The following is a 20,732-nucleotide window of genomic DNA, read 5'->3' on the forward strand; positions in this document are numbered from 1 at the left end:
ATGGGGCCCCGCAGGGGGCTGTCAGCGAATGTAGGGTGCGCGCAGGATTCCTGGAAATGATTGTTTTTCATGGTTACCATCGATGGCATCGATCAACCACCGGTGGCACTGCCATGGAACTGAGGCACCTGCGCTATTTCATCGCCCTGGCCGGTTCGCTCAACTTCACGCGCGCCGCTGAGCGGCTGCACGTGACCCAGTCCACGCTGTCGCACCAGATCAAGCAACTGGAAGAGGAGATCGGCGCCACGCTGTTCGACCGTGCGGGCAAGCGCGTGGCACTGACCGAGGCGGGCGACGAATTCCTGCACCACTGCACCAAGGCGCTGCGCGAGATCGACCTGGGCCTGGGGGCGCTGCGCCAGAACAGCTCCGAGGCCGCGGGCGAGCTGCACATCGGCTCCACCCACACCTTCAACCTGGGCTTCATCCCGGGCTGCATCGCGGCCTTCCACGAGCGCCACCCGCGCGTGAAGGTGGTGGTGGAGGAACTGCCCGCCGACCAGATCGCCGCGCGCCTGCAGCAGGGCACGCTGGACCTGGGCATTGCTTACCGGCCCGCCTCGCCCGGGCCGCTGCAGTTTGAGCCGCTGTACAACGAGGAGATGGTGCTGGTGGTGGCGCGTGGCCACCCGCTGGCGCGGCGCAAGCGCGTGCGCATGGTGGAACTGCACCGCATGCCCATGGCGCTCTTGCCCGCCAGCTTTGCCACGCGCCAGATGCTGGACGAATGCTTTCGCTCCTGCGGCGCCGAGCCGCAGGTGGTGGCCGAGATCAACACCCTGGCGCCCATGATGGAGCTGGTGGGCAAGACACAGCTGGCCTCCATCGTCGCGGCCAATGTGGTGGCGCCGGGCTCCGGTCTGGTGGTGGTGCGGCTCGAAAGCCCCACGCCCGTGCGCACGCCGGGCATGCTGTGGTCACCCGTGGCACGCGAATCGGTGCCCACGCGCGCCTTTTCCACCATCGTGCGCAAGCTGGCGCTGCATGGCAGCCTGCGGGATGTGGCGCTGGGCCGGGGTCAGCCGAATTTGATCCAGTGATTGTCCATGCGTGCGCCAGCCAGTTCCTTGGCGTGTGCATGGGCAAGGGGTGTGGGTGAGCGCGCGTTTTCGAGTGAGTGCGAAACCCCGGCCGCCCACAGCCGGCCGCTGCCCACGGCCAGCGCACACACTTCTTCCAGCCCCACCAGTCCGCGCCACTGGCCCTCGGGCGTGAAGGTGGCCACGCCCTGGCTGCGCGGGCAGCTCACGGCCCAGCCCTCGGCGGTGCTGGCAATGCTGCCCCCGTAGCCGGCCATGGACTGGCCGGCCGGGCACAGGCGCAGTGCCTGGCCATCGAACAGCGCGAGGATGGGCGCGGCCGCCTTGTCCGCCGCCTCATCGTGCTCGGCCTGCAGGGCGATGCCCAGCACCGTGCGCTCGGCATTCCAGGCCAGGTGGCGCAGGCTCAGCCGTGGGTCGGGCAAGTGCCACTGGCCCTGCAGCTCGCCGCTCTCGCCGTTGAGGCGCACGAGGCTCGAATCCATGGTGTGCAGGTTGCGCTTGACGCGGCCCGTCTCGGGCGCCGTGGGCACGCCGCCGTTGGCCACGATCAGAGTGGGCTTTTCTCCGCGGGCCGCGGGTGCCCAGATCAGCTCGTGCGCATCGATGCCGTGCGTGGCCCACTCGTCCTCGGTCTCCAGGCTGCGCGCGTCGCGCTTGGCCACCAGGCTGGCGCCGGTGTCCGCATCCGTCTCGGTGGTGTAGAGGTGGCGGCCATCGGCGCTGGCGAGCACATGGCCGTTGAAGGAGCGCGTGGCATCCACCCAGTGCCATTGGGCCTTGGCGGCCGGCTGGCCCGGGTGCCAGCGCACCAGCCAGTCGCCGGGGCGGCGTGCGGTGGCGAGCATGCTGCCATCGGGCAATTGGGCCAAGCCGTGGGCGCGCGTGGGCACTTCCAGCACATGGCGCGCGCGCAGGGGCGAGGGGCCGCCGGCCTGGGCTGCGAGCACGCCGACGCGGTAGCTGCCATCGGCCTGCTGCCAGGCGCCCAGCAGCTGCATTTCTGTGCCCTGGGGTGCGGCCTGCGCGGCCAAGGGCACGGCGGCCAGGCTGCCCATGAACACCAGGGCCTGGCGGCGGCTCAGCGCTGCGCGCACTTCAGTCTCCATCCGCATCCGAAAAACCGATGCTCACCTGCAGTGCCGGGGCGATCTCGGCCTCGGCCAGGCGCTTGAGCGCGGCCAGCTCCTTGGAGGCCTGCAGCACCCGTTCGCCACCGGCCTTGCCTGTGGCACCCGACTGGTCGATGGCCTGCAGGGCCTTGTCCACACGCTGCGTGGTGGCCAGCAGCTGGTCGGCCAGCGGGTTCAGGCCGCGGCCACGCAGGTAGGTTTCCAGCGGCACCAGGGCCTCGCCGGGCGTGGGCGTGGCGGCGCTTTCGGGCAGCACGGCCAGGGTGCGCAGGGCGCTCCACTCGGCCTTCCAGGCGGCAGATGCCTGGTTGCTGGCGGCACGCGGGTATTCGGGCGTGCGCGTGCCCTGCGCGGCGCGCAGCGGCTTTTCCATGTGGGCCCAGCGCAGGCGCTCGATGCCGCCCACCCACTGGTTGATGAACTCGCCCATGGCGGCGGTGGAGCGCTCCTGCTCGTCCTCGGCCGCCCAGTCGGTGCCGGCCGCGGTGTCGAAGGCGCCGGCCACGGCCACGGCCTCGCGCTCGATGTCCAGCGCCACCTCCACCGCATAGCTGCAGGCGGGCGATGCCGGTGCCACGGGTTGCGTCCACAGCAGCCATTCCAGCGCTGGCAGGCCCTTGGCGGGCGTGCCCACGCGCTCGAAGGCCTTGGCGCCCTGCGGCTGGGTCTTGATGGCGCGCTCGATCAGCGCCGGGCGCGTGGGTGCAAAGTCCATCTGGCGCTGCGTGCGGCGCGCGATCACGGGGCCCACGGCCACGGCGCCCAGGGTCTCCCAGGCCATCATGCTGCGTTGCCAGGCGCCGCGGGCGTTGGCCAGGGCGGCCTGCGACTGGCCCGCAGGGGCCTCGCACAGCGCGCGCACGGCCGGTGCCAGGGCCTGTGCGGCCGTGGCCAGCTCCTGCGCACGCGGCTTGCCCCAGTGGCCATACAGGCTCTGCAGCGCATGCGTGGTGTCGTAGAAGGGCACGGCGTTGCGCTTCCAGCCGGTCTGGGCCTGGGCGGGCAGCAGCAGGGCGCTCAAAGCCAGTGCGGCGGCTGTTGCACGAAGGGATGGGTGTTTCATAGCGACTCCACGAACTTGACCAGCGCATCGCGCTCGGCCTTGTTCATCTTCAGGACCTGGTTCTTGGCCGCTTCGGCCTCGCCGCCATGCCACAGAACGGCTTCGAGCACGCCGCGCGCGCGGCCGTCGTGCAGCAGCCGGGTGTGGCCGTTCACGTCCTTGATCAGGCCCGTACCCCACAGAGGCGGGGTCTTCCACTGCCGGCCATTGGCGGCGAAGTCGGGCCGGTTGTCGGCCAGGCGCTCGCCCATGTCGTGCAGCAGCATGTCGGTGTAGGGCCAGATGCGCTGGCCCGACAGGGCCTTGCTCGTCAGGTGCGGGAACGGGCCTTCCTGGGTGACATAGCTCGGCCGGTGGCAGGTGGCGCACTGAGCGGCGGCAAACAGCGCCTGGCCGCGCACGACCTGGGCATCCTTGGGGTTGCGCCGCGCGGGCGGCGCCAGCGTGGCCTGGTAGAAGACCACGTCGTCGAAGGTCTTGTCATCGATCTCCACGCCGGGCTGGCCCTGCGCGGCGGCGCTCTTGCCGCTCGGTGCGGCCAGGCAGTCCTTCTGGGTGGGGGTGCAGGTCTCGTTGGCGAAGTGCTTCGAGGTGATGCCCATGTCGCCCTGGAAGGCGCCGCCGGTCTGGTGCGCGATGGTCGCGACATTGGCCTTCCAGCCGAAGCGGCCCAGCTTCATCTGGCCCGAGGGCGCGTCCCACACGCGGTTGGGCATGCCCTTGATCGGGCCGCCCGCGGCGGCCTGGTCGGCCGCATTGGCCAGGATGTCGGCCTCGGCGATGGCTTCGAGCAGGCCCACGCCGATGATCTGCGGCGCGATGCGCGGGCTCGCCATGATCTCGGGGTGCATGGGGCCGTAGCCTAGGTCGGCAAAGCCGTAGCTCGGGTCGAGCAGCTCGTAGGGCGTGCCGTCGGCAAACTTGCCCTTGATGGTCTTGTAGCGCAGGGTCACGCGGCCCTCGGGCTTGACGCCCTGCACGCCCGCGTTGTTGAATTGGTCACCATAGACCGGGTCGTGCCTGGGGCCGCCATGCGCATCCGCGCCCGGAATGGACAGGCGGATCAGCAGGGCCACCGTCGGGTCCTTGGTCTCACCCAGGCGGTTGAAGATGGCCGGCGGCTCGCCCCGGCCGTCCTGCACGTGGCAGCCGCCGCACGAGCGCGCGATGAAGTGCGGGCCCAGGCCGTCGCGCGCCTTGGTCGAGGCCGGTGCCTCCACCCAGTTGCGGCGGAAGAACGAATTGCCGATCACGAAACGCGTGCGCTCGGCATCGTCCAGGTTGGCGGCGGGGAAGGAGAAGGCATTGCGGCCCGTGGCGAACACCGTGGTGTTGCCACCGACCTTCTCGCCGAGCGGGTCGGCGGGGGTGTCGGCCATGAGGCCGCCCAGGGCCGCGAGGCCGATGCTGGCAACCGCCAGGCGCAGGGCGCGCTGGCGGTAAGGGGCTTGCAAAAGGGGCATGGGAGCGAAAGGAAGGCGCAGAACGCCTCAGGGTTGGACCAGCGTGAGCTTGGTGATGCCGATGGCGTTGGCGGCTTCCACGAGGTCCTTGGATTGCTGGGTCAGGCTGTCGATGGTCTTCTGGATGCGCTGGCGGCCCGGCGCGTCCTTGCCGCCAATGATCTCACGGTCGAACGGCGCCTGGATGCCTTCGGCCGCGGCCACCGAGGCGGCGATCTGCTGGCTGGTCTTGTCGGCCAGGGCCGGGTTCTTGGCGGCCACCAGGTCGCGCAGCGAAGCGCCCTTGACCAGGCTGCCGTCGGCGCGCTTGTATTCGCCCAGCCAGACGTTCTGGATGCCCCGGGCATTGGTCACGGCGTCGCGGTGCGTGTTGTCCGAGAAGCACGAGTGCTCGTCTTCCTGGTCCTGGCTGTTGAGCGCCACCTCCAGGCGCTCGCCCGCCAGCTCGCCGCGCGAGAGCGAGCCCAGGCCCACGAGCATCTTGCGCACAGACTCCATGTTGCCCCGGGCGAATTTGGCGCGGTAGTTGGACTTGCCCTCGGGCGCCCAGGACTTCACGAGGAAGGACAAATCGTCGATCAGCAGCTCGGTCACCACGTTCAGGTACTGGCGGCGGCGATCGGCGTTGGGTTTCTTGCCGTCCACGAAGTCTTCGAAGCTGCGATTGCCCGGGCCGGTTTCCGACAGGTCCTGGCCCCACAGCAGGAACTCGATGGCATGCCAGCCGGTGGCGATGTTCTCCTCGCCGCCGCGCTCGTTCTGCGCCGCCAGCGCCTTCTTGGTGATGGCGATCTTGCGGTTGTTGATCAGGCCGGCCTTGGGCTTGCCTTCCACGCTGTCCACGTAGGACTCGTCCATGGGCCAGGCGTTGATCTGGCCCTCGGGGCCCTTGTCGTCGTCGATGGGGCCGCCATAGAAGCGAAAGGCCTCGGTCTGGCCATAGAACTCGCGCGCTGCGAGCCAGGTCTTGCGTGCCTCGGCCAGGGCCTCGGCCGATGGCTGGGCCGTGAAGGCCTTGATGGCCGCCTGCATGGCCTTGGCGCTGGTGAGCGTGTCTTCGTAGTTGGCATGCACCAGCGTGGCGTACTGCGCAGCCACCGCCGCTGCCGTCACGGCCTGCTGGGCCTGGGCGGTCGTGCCCTGCGCCTGCGCCACACCCACCAGGCCCAGGGGGCTCGCAGCAATCAGGGCCGCGGCCAGGGTGGTGGTGTGCAACAGCTTGGTTTTCATGCGTTTCTCCTCAAACAACGAAGACGGGTGACAAGGCAGACCTGCCGGGAACGGTCTGGTCCGGCAAGGCGCCAGGCCGTGGGAAGTCCAGTGGACAGGGGTGGGGCGCAAGCCCGCTGGGGAAGGCGGCGCCACGGTGCAGCCCGCCTTTGATCGCAGTGATTATAAGAATGGGTTTTATTTGCATTGGTGCGGGAAGGGAATTTTCCGGCATCCAGGGCGCAGCGGCCTGCGACCCACGAAAAAGGGCGGGGCCCTGCATCGCTGCAGGGCCCCGCCCAGCCGCGCCAGGCGCGGCATCCCATGACTGCCTGTCGCGCGGCGTTGCCGATCAGCCCAGGCGTGGCTGCTTGGGCGTGGCCGTGAGGTAGCCGACCGCTGCGCCGGCCTTGTTCTTGTAGTTGGCGATGATCAGCGGATCCAGCGTGGGCTTGACCACGTTGTGGATGCTGCCCCAGTCACCGGCATGCTGGAAGTTGCTCATGATGTAGGTCCAGCCATTGATCTCGTCCACCGCATGCAGGCCGGTGGATTCGCCGCCCGCGGGGATGGACATCAGGCGCGACAGCTTCTTGGTGTCCACGTTGTAGGCCCACAGGAAGTTGTTCACGTGCTGGCCGCTGTCCTCGCCGATGAACAGGGTGCGCATCTTTTCCGAGAACTTGAGGTTGTCGGGGTTGCCGATGGTGTCGGGGTTGGCCGTGTTGCCCAGGGCGTCGGCCGTGATGTCCTCGCCCACCAGCAGGGCCTTGGTGTCCACGGGCATCCAGTCGCTGTTGATGGCGGCGCCGGCCGTGTCCTTCTGGCCGCCGCGCAGGTTCAGCGCCATCACGGCACCGGCGTTGATGGCCTTGGGCACCGAGACGCCGTTGCCCGCCACGTTCAGTGCGTTGCCGGCCACCATCGAAGTCTGCACGTTCTGCAGCGCCGAGTAGGCGATCTTGTCCTTGGCGTTGACGGTCGTGCCTTCCATCTTGGTGAAGCCCATGCTGGCGCCCACGAAGGCGGCGTAGCGGTGGGTTTCGAGGAAGGCTGCGGCCTTCTCCATGCCGGGCTTGATCTTGATCCACTCTTCCTTGCCATTGGCGACGATGCGGGTGTAGCTGGCATCGTTCGGGTTGGCCGTGGCCACGGCCATGATGTCCGTGGGCTTGAGCGTGTTGGCCAGGGCTTCGATCTCGGCGCTGTTGGCAGAGCCGAGCTTGATCCAGGTCAGCGGCGCGCCGGCGGTGGCCTTGGCATCGACGGTGAAGCCGGCGCCCACCTTGGCGGCGTACAGCGTGCCGGAGGACAGGTCCTTCTCGCGGTCGGCCACGAACACGAAGTAGGCGCTGTTGGTGGCGTCGTCACCCATCAGGGCGGTGCGCTGGTCGGGCATGACCTGCACCAGCTCGTGCGAGATGCGGCCCATGCAGAAATGCTTCTTGATGCTGGCGGTGCCGTCGGCGTTCACCGTCACTTCGGGCATGTGGCCGTAGTGGTAGGGGTTGGCGCGGCTCGCGTCGCCGTACAGGTTCTTGGCATAGGCCTGGAACTGGGCGTTGGTGGACGCCGTGAACGCGTCGGGCTCGTACTCTTCGCTCGACAGGTGCGTGCCCCAGGGCGAGAGGCTGGCGCCGCAGGTGATCCACAGGCCGTGCACCTTGGAGGTGTCCACGTTGTGGTACTTCACCAGGCTCAGTTTGCCGGTGTTGGGGTCCTGGTCCAGCGTGAGCACGGCGATGGGCGAGGGCAGCTTGCCGTACATGTCGGTCTTGCCGTCCTGGGCCCAGGTGGTGTATTCGAACTGCACCACGGCGAACACGTGGTTGCCCTTGACGCCGTCGACCTTGGCGTTGGGCACCGTCAGCAGCGAAGTGCCATCGGGTGCGTCCGAGAAGAACTGGCGCTCCTTGCCGGCCACCGTGGTGTCGATGATGGGCTGGTTGTTGATGTCGTAGTAGCTGCCGGCGACGATGGTGCCACCCTTGACGTTGGCCACCGTGTCGCCGGTGATGAAGAAGGGCTGGTAGGCCAGCGCGTAGCTTTGCACCGAGTTGTCGCTCAGCGTGACCTGCATGGTCGAGCCCACGGTGTTGGTGGCCATGGCCGCCGGGTTGGCCAGCGAGGGCGCGGCCATCGAGGTGAAGGCCGTGGACACATAGCTGGCGCCATCGTCGCCGCCGCCGCAGGCGGTCAGCAGCGCGGCGGCAGCGCCGCCCGTGGTCAGGGGAAGCAGGGGAATGCCGGCCAGGAATTGGAGGGCCTGGCGGCGCGAAGGGGTGGACGCAGAGGTCATGGTGGAGTGCAGCTTCCGTGGTTTGTTATATGGGTTTTTATAGAGAGCGCTCCGGTGCCCTTGTGCCCTGCGGGCAGGGCCAGGCAGCCGGGCTGCTCTCTTGGTGGCGGATGCTAAGAACACTGTGTGACAAGCATTTGACGGTGCTGTGGCGGCTGCTCCACAGCCCCCGAATCGCCCTGCGTGCCGAATGCTCTTGCGTCACGGATCAGTCATATCCGCTTCCTAGACTGCGCTCTCCCATGACCAACCAATACCACGAGGAGTGCGGCTCTCATGAGCAAAACTATTTCTGACAAGGTCGTTCGCAACGACGCGGGCAACACCCCCTTCAGTGCCATCCTGGAGGTTCAGCTGTCACGCCGCACTGTCACGCGCGGTGGCCTGAGTGCGGCGCTGGCCCTGTTGACCGGCACCAGCCTGTCCGCCTGCGGCGGCAGCGACGACGAGCCGCTCAAGCTGGGCTTCACCTCGCTGGCCAACTCCATGACCGACGCCTGCGTGGTGCCACCGGGCTATGTGGCCCAGGTGCTGGGTGCCTGGGGCACGCCGCTCAACGACAGCGCCGCCGAATGGGACCGCGACGGCAAGAACACCTCCAAGGACCTGCTCAACTCCACCGGCATGCACCACGACGGCATGCACTACTTCCCGCTCGACGGCAGCTCCAGCGAAGGCCTGCTGGTGGTCAACCACGAGTACATCGACGAGAAGGCCCTGCACCCCGCCGGCCCGACCACGGTGAACAACAAGCGCCCCGCGGAAGAAGTGCGCAAGGAAGTCAACGCCCATGGCGTGGCCGTGATGCACATCCGCAAGACGGGCAATGCCTGGGCCATCGTCAAGAACTCGCGCTACAACCGCCGCTTCACCTCGGCCACGCCCATGGCCCTCAATGGCCCGGTCGGCGGCACCGACTGGGTCAAGACCCCGTACTCGCCCACGGGCACCACGGTGCGCGGCACCAACAACAACTGCGGCAACGGCACCACGCCCTGGGGCACCTACATCACCGCCGAGGAGAACTGGGCGGCCTGCTTCGTCAACACCCAGGCATCGGGCCAGCCTGCGCACCAGGTGCGCGTGGGCGTGCCCACGTCCGCCGGCCGCTACAAGTGGGAAACCGCTGCCGGCGATGCCACCGAAGTGCAAGGCGAGTTCGCGCGCTTCAACGTGACCCCGAGCGGCACCAGCGCCCTCAACGACTGGCGCAACGAAGTCAATGGCTTTGGTTATCTGGTCGAGATCGACCCCTACAACCCCGACAGCGTGGCCACCAAGCGCACGGCCATGGGCCGCTTCGCCCACGAAGGCGCGGCCTATGGCAAGCCCGAAGCCGGCAAGCCCCTGGCTTTCTACAGCGGCGACGATTCGCGCTTCGAGTACATCTACCGCTTCGTGTCCGATGCCAACTGGGATCCGGCCGATGCCCGCCGCAGCGACCGCCTGGCCGTGGGCACCAAGTACCTGGACAAGGGCACGCTGTACGTTGCGCGCTTCAACGAAGACGGCTCGGGCACCTGGCTGCCGCTGACGCTGGCCGCCGTGGGCAAGGACGGAACCAAGCTCGGCGACAAGTACAAGACCATCGACGAGATCCTGATCAACACGCGCGCCGCCGCCGACTTCGTGGGCGCGACCCCGATGGACCGCCCCGAGTGGACGGCCGTGCACCCCTCCAATGGCGACGTGTACGTGACGCTGACCAACAACACCAGCCGCAACGCCACCACCGGCACCAACGCCGCCAACCCGCGCCTGAACAACGCCAACGGCCACATCGTGCGCTGGCACGACACGCCCAATGCGAACACCTTCAAGTGGGAGATCTTCGTGTTCGGCTCCGACGCCGGTGCGGCTGCCGACACCAACCGCTCGGGCCTGACCACGCTGAACCAGTTGGCCAGCCCCGATGGCCTGGCCTTCGACGACCGCGGCATCATGTGGATCCAGACCGACAACGGCATCGATGGCGGCCGCAACAACGCCGTGGCCCGTGCCACCAACGACCAGATGCTGGCCGTGATCCCCGGCGCCATGACCACCGACAGCAAGGGCACGGGCCCGGTCATCAACGCCCAGAACCAGGGCGATCTGCGCCGCTTCTTCGTGGGCCCCAACGAGGCCGAGATCACCGGCTTTGCCTACACGCCGGACTACAAGACCATCTTCCTGAACATCCAGCACCCGGTGAACTGGCCGGCTTACGGTACGAACGACGCCACGACCGCCCCGACGGGCACCGTGCGCCCCCGCTCGTCCACCGTGGTCATCCAGAAGGCGGACGGCGGCCCTATCGGGGTGTGAGGTTTTTGCTGGGCAGTCTGTTGCCTCTTTGCAGGCTGTCACGCGCAGGCGTGGCAGCCTTTTTTCATGGGCGCTGCCCGGCAGAGCTGGCTGTGAGACTCAGTAGTCGGAGCCATAGGGCGACGGGGGCCGTGCGCGCGAGGTGGGGCCCGGGGCCGGTGCGGCTGGCGTGCTGCTGCCACCGCTGCCGCCAGGCGCTGCGGGGTAGCCGATCTGCCCGCTGCCGTCCTTGCTGCCCTTGCGCCCGGCGATCTGCCAGGCCGTGCGCTGGTCCACCAGCCGGGCCAGGAATTCGAGCTCCTCGTCCGTGTGGTTGATGGCGCCGGCCGGCGTCAGCATGCGGCCATTGCGCGGCGCCACCTCGGCCCAGAAGGCCTGGTGGTAGGAGGCCTGGCTGACGACGGATTCGCCGCCGGCCGCAATGTCCACCGTGCCGTAGCAGTTGCAGAAGTAGCTGCGGAAATCCTGCTCGGGGAACACCTCGGCATACACTCCCGTGCCGCGGATGCCGGCCGTGGCCGTGGGCATGACCACCTGGCGCTCGCTGCCACGCCCCCAGACGCTGGCCACCGCGCCGGAGAGCACGCGCAGCACCTTCACTGCCGCCGGGGTCTCGCCTTCGAGGGCGATGCGGGTGTTCTGGCGCACCATGAAGGCGTCCTTGCCCACGGTGAAGACCACACTGGAGCCCGGCCCGGTCTCGACCCGGTCGCCGGGCGCAATGGCCTCGCCCGCGGCCAGGGCCTGGCCATTGCGCAGCACGTCGCCGCGCATCTCCACCACGTTGCGGCCCTGCTGCGCGTGCGCTGCGGTGAACCCGCCAGCGGCGGCCCAGGCTGCAGCCGCCTGCAGCAGGCTGCGCCGCTGGTACCAGGTGACTTCGTCCTCAGTGCGGCCCTGGAGCTGGTGCTGGCTGTTCGTCATGGGATTCCTCCGATGAGGGTTTGGCAGGCGGTTGGAAGCAATCGCGGAAGGTGAAGACGATGGAGGTGAAGAACATCGCCGCCAGCACCATGGCCGTGCCGACCATGATGCCGCTGGCTGCGGACCCCAGTCCGAGCGCGAGCATGAGGCCCGAGGCCAGGGCCACGGCCACGCCGGCCATCAGGAACACGCCCATCCAGCCCAGGCCGAAGACGAGGAAGGCGCCGAAATTGCGCACGCAGGCCACCAGGCTGAAGAACAGGGCCTTCACCGGGGGGATGCCATGCCAGTGCACCAGGCCTGGCGCGTGCCAGAAGGTCAGCGACAGCGGCAGGTAGAGCAGCATGGACAGCCACATCGCGGCCTGGAAGGCACCGTTTTCGGCCACCTCGCGCTTGAGCGGCGTACCGCCCAGGTAGACGCTGGCGAACAGGCCACCGTCGATCAGCGCCGACAGCCCCATGATGGAGAGAAAGCCCACGGCATACAGGGCGCCCAGCGTGAGCATGTCGCGCAGGCGCTGCTGGCCGGTGCGAAACGCCACCAGCAGCACGGCGGGCGTGGGAAAGCGGCCCATGGTGGTTTCTGCCGCCGCCACCATCATCGCCAGCGTGGCCGAGGGCAGCAGGGCCAGCGCGATGGCCGGGCCCACCAGGGGCACCAGGCTGGCCAGCGACATGGCGGCCATGGTCATGAAGAACAACGCCGCCAGCGCCATGGGTTGGCGCCAGAACGACCGGATGCCGAGCTGTACCCAGGTCATGCCGGTGCGTGCGGGGACGATGTTGAGTTTCATGGGGACGGAGAAGGGCGGCTCTGGACAACGGCCCGTGTGCCCGGGCCTGGCGGATGGATGGCGAGACAGTGCCGAATTTACCCCAGCCCACCATGGCCGGGGCCGCATGGGGGCTTGCGAAAGTCCCCCGGGGCGTGACATTCCTCGCGGAATGCCGGTTCCGGGGCGGTTTTTCTGGGCAGCGCGCGGCTCAGCCGGCGTGCACGGGCTGTGCCACGCGGCCGCGCAGCACGCGCTCGAAGTGCGTCGGATCGTGCGGCTTGAGCATGGAGGCCTCGCGCGGCAGGTAGAAGTCCCACAGCCGCGAGATCCAGAAGCGCAGGGCGCCGGCGCGCAGCATGGCCGGCAGCAGCTCGCGTTCGGCGGCGGTGAGGGGGCGCACGGCCTGGTAGGCGTCCAGCATCGCCCGTGCGCGTTCGGGGTCGTGGGCACCCGTGGGCAGGTCGATGCACCAGTCGTTCAGGCACACGGCCAGGTCGAACAGCCAGGTGTCGACGCCGGCGAAGTAGAAATCGAAGAAGCCCGTGAGCTCCTCGCCGTCGAACATCACGTTGTCGCGGAACAGGTCGGCATGCACCGGCCCGGTGGGCAGGGCGGCGTAGGCGGACGAGGCCGCTACATGGTTCTGGTAGGCGAGTTCCGCGCGCAGCAGCGCCGCCTGGCTGGCGTCGATGTGGGGCAGCACCACGGGCACGGTCTCGTTCCACCAGGGCAGGCCGCGCAGGTTGGGCTGGTGGCGGTCGTAGTTGCGCCCGGCCAGGTGCATGCGCGCCAGCATGGCGCCCACGGCGGCGCAGTGCACCGGGCCGGGGGCCAGCTGGCTCTTGCCGCGCAGCTTGCTCACCACGGCGGCCGGCTTGCCGCACACCTTGTGCAGGATGTCGCCGCTTTTGTCGCCGCGCGGGTCGGGCACGGGCACGCCGCCGTGCGCCAGGTGCTTCATCAGGTGCAGGTAAAAGGGCAATTGCTCGGCCGTGAGGCGCTCGAACAGCGTGAGCACGAACTCGCCCTGGTCGCTGGTGAGGAAGTAGTTGGTGTTCTCGATCCCGCCTTCGATGCCGCGCAGCGCGACCAGCTCGCCGAGGTTCAGGCGGCGCAGCAGGGCGCGCGCCTCTTCATTGGAGACTTCAGTGAAAACGGCCATCGCTCAGCGGGGAAAGTGCGGGAAGGAGAAGGAAGAAGGGGCGGAACAGGGCGTGCGGCGCGCAGGCGCGCGCGGACACGGAGCGGGGCTCAGAACTTCAGGACGTTCCAGACCCGGGGGGCGGTGTTGGTCTCGGCGCCGTTCAGGGCGCCGGTGCGGCCGCGCGCGCCGTCGGGCGACTGCACTTCGTAGCTGGGCATGTTGCCGGCCTTGGGCTGCACGTTGATGCTCTGCGTCTGGCCGCCCACGCGCAGTTCGTCGACGCGGCTGCCCGCATCCTCGATCTGGATGCGTTCGGTGCGCTGGTTGGTGCGCCCGGACAGGGGCTCGGGCGTGGTCAGTGCCTCGGCGGGCCGGGGGGTGCCCGCAGGGGCATTCTGGCCCGGGGTCTGGGCCAGTACGGGGCCGCCAGCCAGGGCCAGCAGCAGGGAGAGGTGAACAGCGCGCATGGGCCGATTGTAGAGCGCGCCGCGCCAGGGTACTGCGGGTGCCCTGGCCGTGCACAATGGCTCCCCATGAGCAATAAAAAGACCCTGGTGCTGGTGGACGGCTCCAGCTACCTGTACCGCGCCTTCCACGCCATGCCCGACCTGCGGGCCGTGCCAGGCGACCCCACGAGCGCGGCCACGGGCGCCATCCGCGGCATGATCAACATGATGCAGGCCCTGCGCAAGGAAGTGCACGCCGACTATGCGGCCTGCATCTTCGATGCCAGCGGCCCGACCTTCCGCGACGCGATCTACCCCGAGTACAAGGCGCAGCGCGCGCCCATGCCCGACGACCTGCGCACCCAGATCGACCCCATCCACGAGGTGGTGCGCATGCTGGGCTGGACGGTGCTGGCGATTCCCGGCGTGGAGGCCGACGACGTGATCGGCACCCTGGCCGTGACGGCCGCACAGCAGGGCATCGAAGTCATCGTGAGCAGCGGCGACAAGGACCTGTCGCAACTGGTGGACGAGCACATCACCATCATCGACACCATGAACGGCAAGCGCCGCGACGTGGCCGGCGTGACGGCCGAGTTCGGCGTGCCCCCGCACCTGATGGTGGACTACCAGACCCTGGTGGGTGATACCGTGGACAACGTGCCCGGCGTGCCCAAGGTGGGCCCCAAGACGGCCGCCAAGTGGCTCATGGAATACGGCTCGCTCGCCGAACTCGTGGCGCGCGCCGGTGAGATCAAGGGCGTGGCCGGCGAGAACCTGCGCAACACGCTGGACTGGCTGCCCACGGGACGCCAGCTGGTCACCATCAAGACCGACTGCGACCTGGCCGAGCATGTCGCGGGCCTGCCCGCGCTCGACGCCATGGCCATGGGCGAGCAGCAGGTCGATGGCCTGCGCAACTTCTATGAGAAGTACGGCTTCAAGGGCCTGGCGCGCGCGCTGGGCGCGGCGGCCGAGCCGGCCGCCGCCGCAGAAGCCGCCCCGGCCGCACGCAAGAAGGCCGGCGACACCGACACCGCCGACCTGTTCGCCGAGCCCGCGGCGCAGGGGGAGGCCGCTGCTGCCGCCGCCGTGGCACCGGCACCCAAGGGGCGCTATGACACCATCCTGACCTGGGACGAGTTCGACCGCTGGCTGGCCACCCTGCACGTGGCGCCGCTCACGGCCCTGGACACCGAGACCACTTCGCTCGACGAGATGCGCGCCGAGATCGTGGGCATCAGCTTCAGCGTGGAGCCCGGTGCCGCGGCCTATGTTCCGCTGCGCCACGAAGGGCCCGAGGCCCCGGCGCAACTGCCCATCGACGAGGTGCTGGCACGCCTCAAGCCCTGGCTCGAAGACCCGCGCCACCACAAGCTGGGCCAGCACACCAAGTACGACCGCCATGTGTTCGCCAACCACGGCATCGAGGTGCAGGGCTATGTGCACGACACCATGCTGCAAAGCTATGTGCTCGAAGTGCACAAGCCGCACGGCCTGGCCAGCCTGGCCGACCGCCACCTGGGGCGCAGCGGCATCAGTTACGAAGACCTGTGCGGCAAGGGCGCGCACCAGATCCCGTTTGCCCAGGTCGATGTGGCCAAGGCCGCCGAATACTCCTGCGAGGACTCCGACCAGACGCTGGACGTGCACAAGGCCCTGTGGCCCCTGCTCGAAGCCAATGAGAAGCTGAGCGCCATCTACGCGCTGGAAATGGCCAGCAGCGAGGCCCTCTACCGCATCGAGCGCAACGGCGTGCTGATCGATGCGCCCACGCTGGCCAACCAGAGCCACGAGCTGGGCCAGCGCATCCTGCAGCTCGAAACCGAGGCCTACGAGATCGCCGGCCAGCCCTTCAACCTGAGCAGCCCCAAGCAGCTCGGTGAGATCTTCTTCGACAAGCTTGGCATGCCCGTGGTCAAGAAGACCGCCACCGGCGCGCGCAGCACCGACGAAGAGGTGCTGGAAAAGCTGGCCGAGGACTACCCGCTGCCCGCCAAGCTGCTGGAGCACCGCAGCCTGGTCAAGCTCAAGGGCACCTACACCGACAAGCTGGCCCTGCTGGCGCTGCCGCGCACCGGCCGGGTGCACACCCACTACGCGCAGGCCGTGGCCGTTACGGGCCGGTTGTCGAGCAACGACCCCAACCTGCAGAACATCCCCATCCGCACGCCCGAAGGCCGGCGCGTGCGCGAGGCCTTCGTGGCGCCCGCGGGCAGCGTGATCGCGAGTGCCGACTACTCGCAGATCGAGCTGCGCATCATGGCCCACATCAGCGGCGACCAGTCGCTGCTGCACGCCTTCCATGCCGGGCTGGACGTGCACCGCGCCACCGCGGCCGAGGTCTTTGGCGTGGCGGTGGACCAGGTCACGAGCGAGCAGCGCCGCTATGCCAAGGTCATCAACTTCGGGCTGATCTACGGCATGAGCAGCTTCGGCCTGGCCAAGAACCTGGGCATCGAGACCAAGGCCGCGGCCGCCTACATCGACAAGTACTTCCAGCGCTACCCCGGCGTCAAGCAGTACATGGACGAGACCAAGGCCGCCGCCAAGTCCATGGGCTATGTGGAGACCGTGTTCGGCCGGCGCCTGTACCTGCCCGAGATCAACTCGCCCAACGGCCCGCGCCGCAGCGGCGCCGAGCGCGCGGCCATCAACGCCCCCATGCAGGGCACGGCGGCCGATTTGATCAAGATGGCCATGGTGGCGGTGCAAAAGGAACTCGACGCGCACAAGCCCCAGGTCAAGATGATCATGCAGGTGCACGACGAACTGGTGTTCGAGCTGCCCGAGGGCGAGGTGGACTGGGTGCGCAGCCACATTCCGCGCCTCATGGCCGAGGTGGCGTCGCTCAAGGTGCCGCTGCTGGCCGAGGTCGGCGTGGGCCCCAACTGGGACAAAGCCCACTGAGGACAACCCCCTGAGTCGCTTCGCGCCTTCTCCCTTCTCTCGAATGGCTGCGCCATTCGGGAAGGGGGACACCGCCAGCGCGGCGGGGCGGCCCTTGCGCGGCGGTCCTGGCTTGGGCAGCGCCAGTATTGTCGGCCGCAGGCCCTATGACCTGCGAGAGGCGTTTGCATGTCTGGCCCGTTCATTGCAAGGTAGGAAGCCATGCGCCTGCGCCACATCGAAGTCTTCAACGCCGTGATGCTCACCGGCAGCGTGAGCGCTGCCGCGCGGCTCATCAACGTCACCCAGCCGGCCGTGAGCCGCATCCTGGCCCATGCGGAGCTGCAGCTCGGCTTTGCGCTGTTCCACCGGCTCAAGGGCCGGCTGGTGCCGACCACCGAGGCGCAGACCCTGTACCCGCACATCGAGCGCCTGTTCGCCCAGCTCGACGACGTGCAGCGCCTGGCCGCCAGCCTCAAGGGCGACCGGCGCGAAGGCTCGCTGCACATCCTGACCGTGCTGGCGCTGAGCTACGAGGTGCTGCCACGTGCGCTGCGCAGCTTCCGTGCGCTGCACCCCGATGTGGACGTGACCATCGACGCGCTGCACTCGCCCCAGATCATCTCGGCCCTGGTGCTGCAGGAGGCGGACGTGGGCTTTGTGTTCAGCTCCATTGCCCACCCCTCGCTGAGCCAGGAGCTGATTGCCGACGGCTACATGGTCTGCGTGGCGCCCAAGGGCCTGCTGGCGCCGCCACTGGTGCAGGCCGGCTGCGTGCACCTCACGGACCTGGCGGACACGCCGGTGGTGCGCCTGGATGTGCGCGATCCCATCGGCACCGTCATGGGCCATGCCTGCCGCGAGGCCGGCGTGGGCCTGCGCACGGCCATCACGGTGCAGACCTACCACGCCGCGCTGGCCCTGGCGCAGCACGGCCATGGCGTGGCGCTGGTCGATGCCTGCACGGCCGCCTCGGCCGACCGCAGCCAGGTGGACGTGCTGGCCCTGGCGCCGCACATCCCCGTGCCCATCCAGTCGCTGCGCACCGTCAACCGGCCGGCCTCGCTGTTGGCCAGCGCCATGGCCACCTGCATGCGCCAGGCCGTGGCCGAGACCATGGCCAGCAAGGCGCTGCCGGCTCCCCGACCGTGATCGGAGGGGGCAGGCGGCCCCCATAACTTTCCGGCATGGCCCACCCGGAGAAATGAATTGTTCAAGGCGGCGCTGAATTTCTACAGTGCACCCACGCCTTTCCATTCCATTTCTTTTCTCCGTCGCAAAGGGAACCCCATGCCAACCTCCGCCGCCGCCCGTGCCACCCTGCTGGCCGCCTGCCTGCTCGCCTGCTGCGCCGCCCAGGCCGATACGCTCAAGAAGGTCGCCGACACCGGCAAGATCACGCTGGCCTACCGCGAATCGTCCGTTCCCTTCAGCTACCTGGCCGGCCCCGGCCAGCCCGTGGGCTTTGCGGTGGACATCGCGAGCGCCGTGGCCGACGCCGTCAAGAAGCGCCTGAACAACCCCGCGATCAAGGTCGAGCTGCAGCCCGTGACCTCGCTCAACCGCATTCCCCTGGTGCAGAACGGCACGGTGGACCTGGAATGCGGCTCCACCACCAACAACACGGTGCGCGGCAAGGACGTGCAGTTCGCCACCAACTACTTCTACACCGGCACCCGCCTGCTGGCCAAGAAGAGCTCGGGCATCAAGGGCTTTGGCGACATGGCCAAGCGCAAGCTGTCCACCACCTCGGGCACCACCAACGCCCAGGTGGTGCGCAAGTACGACCGCGACAACAAGCTGGAGATGGAGATGCTCATGGGCAAGGACCATGAGGACTCGATGCTGCTGGTCGAGACCGGCCGGGCCGAGGCCTTTGCCATGGACGACATCCTGCTCTACGGGCTCATGGCCAATGCGCGCAACCCGGCCGAGTGGGAGGTGGTGGGCGAAGCCCTGCAGGTCGAGCCCTATGCCTGCATGCTGCGCAAGGACGACCCGCAGTTCCAGGCCCTGGTCAATGGCGTCATCGGCGGCATGATGAAGTCCGGCGAGTTCGAGAAGCTCTACACCAAGTGGTTCATGTCGCCGATCGCGCCGCGCGGCCAGAACCTCAGGCTGCCCATGGGCAAGGAGCTGCGCGACAACCTCACGGCCCAGAGCGACAAGCCGGCCGTCTGAATGGAGCCACCGAGCATGTTGATGGCACCGCTTCGCCCCGCCACGCAGACCGTGGGCATCCTGGGCGGCATGGGGCCCGCGGCGGGCGCGGACTTCGCGCGCCTGTTCGTCGAGGCCTGCAGCGAGCGCATGGTGCAACTGGGCATTCCCGTGCACGACCAGGCCTACCCCGAGCACTGGCTGGCCCAGGTGCCCATTCCGGACCGCACAGCCGCGCTGGACGACACCCGGGCGGGCGCGCACCAGCCCGCCGAGCCGCTGCTGCAGGCCACCGGGCGGCTGGCGGCCCTGGGCGCGCGCGCCGTGGCCATTGCCTGCAACACGGCCCATGCCTGGCATGGCCTGCTGCAGCAGCGCTTTCCGCAACTGGTGGTGCTGCACGGCGTGCAGGAGGTGGTGGCCCGCCTGGCCGCACGCCAGGTGGGCAGCGTGGGCCTGCTGGCCACGCGCGGCGCCTACGATGCCGGCCTGTACCAGGGCGAACTCGAGCGCGCGGGCATCACTTGCCACCTGCCCACCGAGGACGAACGCGAGCGCCTCATGCAGGGCATCTACGACGGCGTGAAGGCCGGCAACTACGTGCTGGCGCGCCAGCGCTTCGAGTCGGTGGCCTTGGCACTGCAGCAGCGCCATGGCGTGGCCACCCTGGTCATGGGCTGCACCGAGATCCCGCTGGCGCTGTCCGAGGGCGGCCGCCTGCCCGGCCTGGCGCTGGTCAACCCCTCGGCCGTGCTGGCTGCTGCGCTGGCGCGGCAGGCCTATCTGGACGCGGTGCCCGCGGCCACGTGATTGTTGTTGACGCGGTGCCCGCGGCCACGTGATCGGCTGCGGGCCATGCGCCCGCAGCGCTTTTCCTCCAAGGAGTTCGACCATGGCTTGCGTGTCTGCCCGTGGGTGGCGTCTCTGTGCCTGCGCTCTTGCCGCGCTGCTCGCCTGGTGCGGGCTGCTGGCCGCCAGCCCCGCCCTGGCCCAGCCGGCGGCCACCGAAGCGCCTGCCGCGGGCACCTTGCAACGCATTCAGGCGCGCGGGGCTGTGGTCATCGGCCACCGGGAGTCGTCCCTGCCCCTGTCCTATGTGGCCGATGGCCGGCCCATGGGCTACAGCGTCGATGTCTGCCTGCAGGTCGCCCAGGCCCTGGGCCGGCACCTGCGCCTGCGCGAGACCCGGGTGGAGTACCGCCAGGTCACCTCCGGCAACCGCTTCGATGCCATCGAGAAAGGCGAGGTGGATCTCGAGTGCGGCTCCACCACCAACACCGCCGCTCGCCGCCAGCGCGTGGCGTTCACCATCCCGCACTTCGTCGCGTCCTCGCGCATGGTGGTGCTGTCCAGCCGGTTCTACGAGCGCATCGAGGACCTGGACGGCAAGGTGGTGGCGTCCACGGCCGGCACCACCAACATCGACTCGCTCGCCCGGGAGGCGCAGGCCAAGTCCGTGCGCCTCCGCATCGAGCCGGCGCGCGACCATGCCCAGGGCTTTGCCTGGGTGGTCGAGGGCAAGGTGGACGCCTTCGCCATGGACGACGTGCTGCTGTTCGGCCTGCGCGCCAGCCATGCCCGGCCCGAGGACCTTCGGGTGATCGGCAAGCCCATGACCATCGAGCCCTATGCGATCGCCTTCGAAAAGGACAACCCCGCGCTCAAGGCCCTGGTGGATGGGGAACTTCGCCGGCTCATCGCGACGCGGGAGCTGCATCGCCTCTACGACAAATGGTTCACCGCGCCCATCCTGCCGCGCGGCATCAATCTGGGCATGCGCATGCCGCACCTGCTGGTGGATTCGCTCAAGTACCCGAGCGACTACGTTCCCCCATAGTGCCGAAAAGCCGTTCGCTGCCCCATGGGTTTGGGCG

General features: G+C 68.7%; 16 protein-coding genes. 7 read left to right on the forward strand and 9 right to left on the reverse strand.

Annotated features, from left to right (window positions below):
* The first annotated feature begins 113 nt into the window (after positions 1-113).
* Complete coding sequence (locus HNP48_RS14200; RefSeq protein WP_184857948.1) at positions 114-1,043, forward strand: LysR substrate-binding domain-containing protein; 930 nt, start codon at positions 114-116, stop codon at positions 1,041-1,043.
* On the opposite strand, the gene HNP48_RS14205 is transcribed toward HNP48_RS14200, so the two are convergent.
* The 5 genes from HNP48_RS14205 to HNP48_RS14225 form a co-directional block, all read right to left on the reverse strand.
* Entirely contained in the window at positions 1,022-2,152 is a 1,131-nt protein-coding gene (locus HNP48_RS14205) for a DUF1513 domain-containing protein (RefSeq protein WP_184857950.1), read from the reverse strand. The two genes, HNP48_RS14200 and HNP48_RS14205, sit on opposite strands and share 22 nt — an antisense overlap.
* The gene (locus tag HNP48_RS14210) at positions 2,142-3,239 is read right to left on the reverse strand and encodes an imelysin family protein (protein ID WP_184857952.1); all 1,098 of its coding nucleotides are present in this window, start codon (positions 3,237-3,239) and stop codon (positions 2,142-2,144) included. Before HNP48_RS14210 ends, HNP48_RS14205 begins: the two co-directional genes overlap by 11 nt.
* A complete protein-coding gene (locus HNP48_RS14215) occupies positions 3,236-4,702 on the reverse strand; it encodes a di-heme oxidoredictase family protein (protein ID WP_184857954.1) in 1,467 nt (488 codons plus the stop codon). The genes HNP48_RS14210 and HNP48_RS14215 overlap by 4 nt, the downstream gene beginning before the upstream one ends.
* A gap of 27 nt (positions 4,703-4,729) precedes the next feature.
* Complete coding sequence (locus HNP48_RS14220; RefSeq protein WP_184857957.1) at positions 4,730-5,932, reverse strand: imelysin family protein; 1,203 nt, start codon at positions 5,930-5,932, stop codon at positions 4,730-4,732.
* A 331-nt stretch (positions 5,933-6,263) separates the two neighbouring features.
* Positions 6,264-8,210 (reverse strand): PhoX family phosphatase, encoded by a 1,947-nt coding sequence (locus tag HNP48_RS14225; RefSeq protein ID WP_184857959.1) that lies wholly within the window; start codon positions 8,208-8,210, stop codon positions 6,264-6,266.
* Between the two features lie 276 nt (positions 8,211-8,486).
* Between HNP48_RS14225 and HNP48_RS14230 the strand changes: the two genes are divergently transcribed.
* Positions 8,487-10,517 (forward strand): PhoX family phosphatase, encoded by a 2,031-nt coding sequence (locus HNP48_RS14230; protein ID WP_184857961.1) that lies wholly within the window; start codon positions 8,487-8,489, stop codon positions 10,515-10,517.
* Between the two features lie 99 nt (positions 10,518-10,616).
* On the opposite strand, the gene HNP48_RS14235 is transcribed toward HNP48_RS14230, so the two are convergent.
* The 4 genes from HNP48_RS14235 to HNP48_RS14250 form a co-directional block, all read right to left on the reverse strand.
* The gene (locus HNP48_RS14235) at positions 10,617-11,441 is read right to left on the reverse strand and encodes an iron dicitrate transport regulator FecR (RefSeq protein WP_184857962.1); all 825 of its coding nucleotides are present in this window, start codon (positions 11,439-11,441) and stop codon (positions 10,617-10,619) included.
* A complete protein-coding gene (locus tag HNP48_RS14240) occupies positions 11,404-12,237 on the reverse strand; it encodes a BPSS1780 family membrane protein (protein WP_184857964.1) in 834 nt (277 codons plus the stop codon). The genes HNP48_RS14235 and HNP48_RS14240 overlap by 38 nt, the downstream gene beginning before the upstream one ends.
* Positions 12,238-12,427: 190 nt before the next feature.
* Positions 12,428-13,381 (reverse strand): homoserine kinase, encoded by a 954-nt coding sequence (locus HNP48_RS14245; RefSeq protein WP_184857965.1) that lies wholly within the window; start codon positions 13,379-13,381, stop codon positions 12,428-12,430.
* 89 nt (positions 13,382-13,470) lie between these two features.
* The gene (locus HNP48_RS14250; protein WP_184857967.1) at positions 13,471-13,830 is read right to left on the reverse strand and encodes a hypothetical protein; all 360 of its coding nucleotides are present in this window, start codon (positions 13,828-13,830) and stop codon (positions 13,471-13,473) included.
* A gap of 66 nt (positions 13,831-13,896) precedes the next feature.
* Between HNP48_RS14250 and polA the strand changes: the two genes are divergently transcribed.
* The 5 genes from polA (at position 13,897) to HNP48_RS14275 (ending at position 20,695) form a co-directional block, all read left to right on the forward strand.
* Positions 13,897-16,719, forward strand: coding sequence for a DNA polymerase I (polA, locus tag HNP48_RS14255; RefSeq protein WP_184857969.1), 2,823 nt, complete (start codon positions 13,897-13,899; stop codon positions 16,717-16,719).
* 201 nt (positions 16,720-16,920) lie between these two features.
* Entirely contained in the window at positions 16,921-17,850 is a 930-nt protein-coding gene (locus HNP48_RS14260; RefSeq protein WP_184857971.1) for a LysR substrate-binding domain-containing protein, read from the forward strand.
* 138 nt (positions 17,851-17,988) lie between these two features.
* Positions 17,989-18,879, forward strand: a complete 891-nt coding sequence (locus HNP48_RS14265; RefSeq protein ID WP_260420234.1) for an amino acid ABC transporter substrate-binding protein — start codon at positions 17,989-17,991, stop codon at positions 18,877-18,879.
* Positions 18,880-18,900: 21 nt separating this feature from the next.
* On the forward strand, positions 18,901-19,668 hold the full coding sequence (locus HNP48_RS14270; RefSeq protein ID WP_409362556.1) for an aspartate/glutamate racemase family protein: 768 nt from the start codon (positions 18,901-18,903) through the stop codon (positions 19,666-19,668).
* Positions 19,669-19,750: 82 nt separating this feature from the next.
* Positions 19,751-20,695: an amino acid ABC transporter substrate-binding protein gene (locus HNP48_RS14275; RefSeq protein WP_184857975.1), complete on the forward strand. Its 945-nt coding sequence runs from the start codon at positions 19,751-19,753 to the stop codon at positions 20,693-20,695.
* The last annotated feature ends 37 nt before the right edge of the window (positions 20,696-20,732 follow it).

This window comes from Acidovorax soli, assembly GCF_014207955.1.
Classification (GTDB): domain Bacteria; phylum Pseudomonadota; class Gammaproteobacteria; order Burkholderiales; family Burkholderiaceae_C; genus Acidovorax; species Acidovorax soli_A.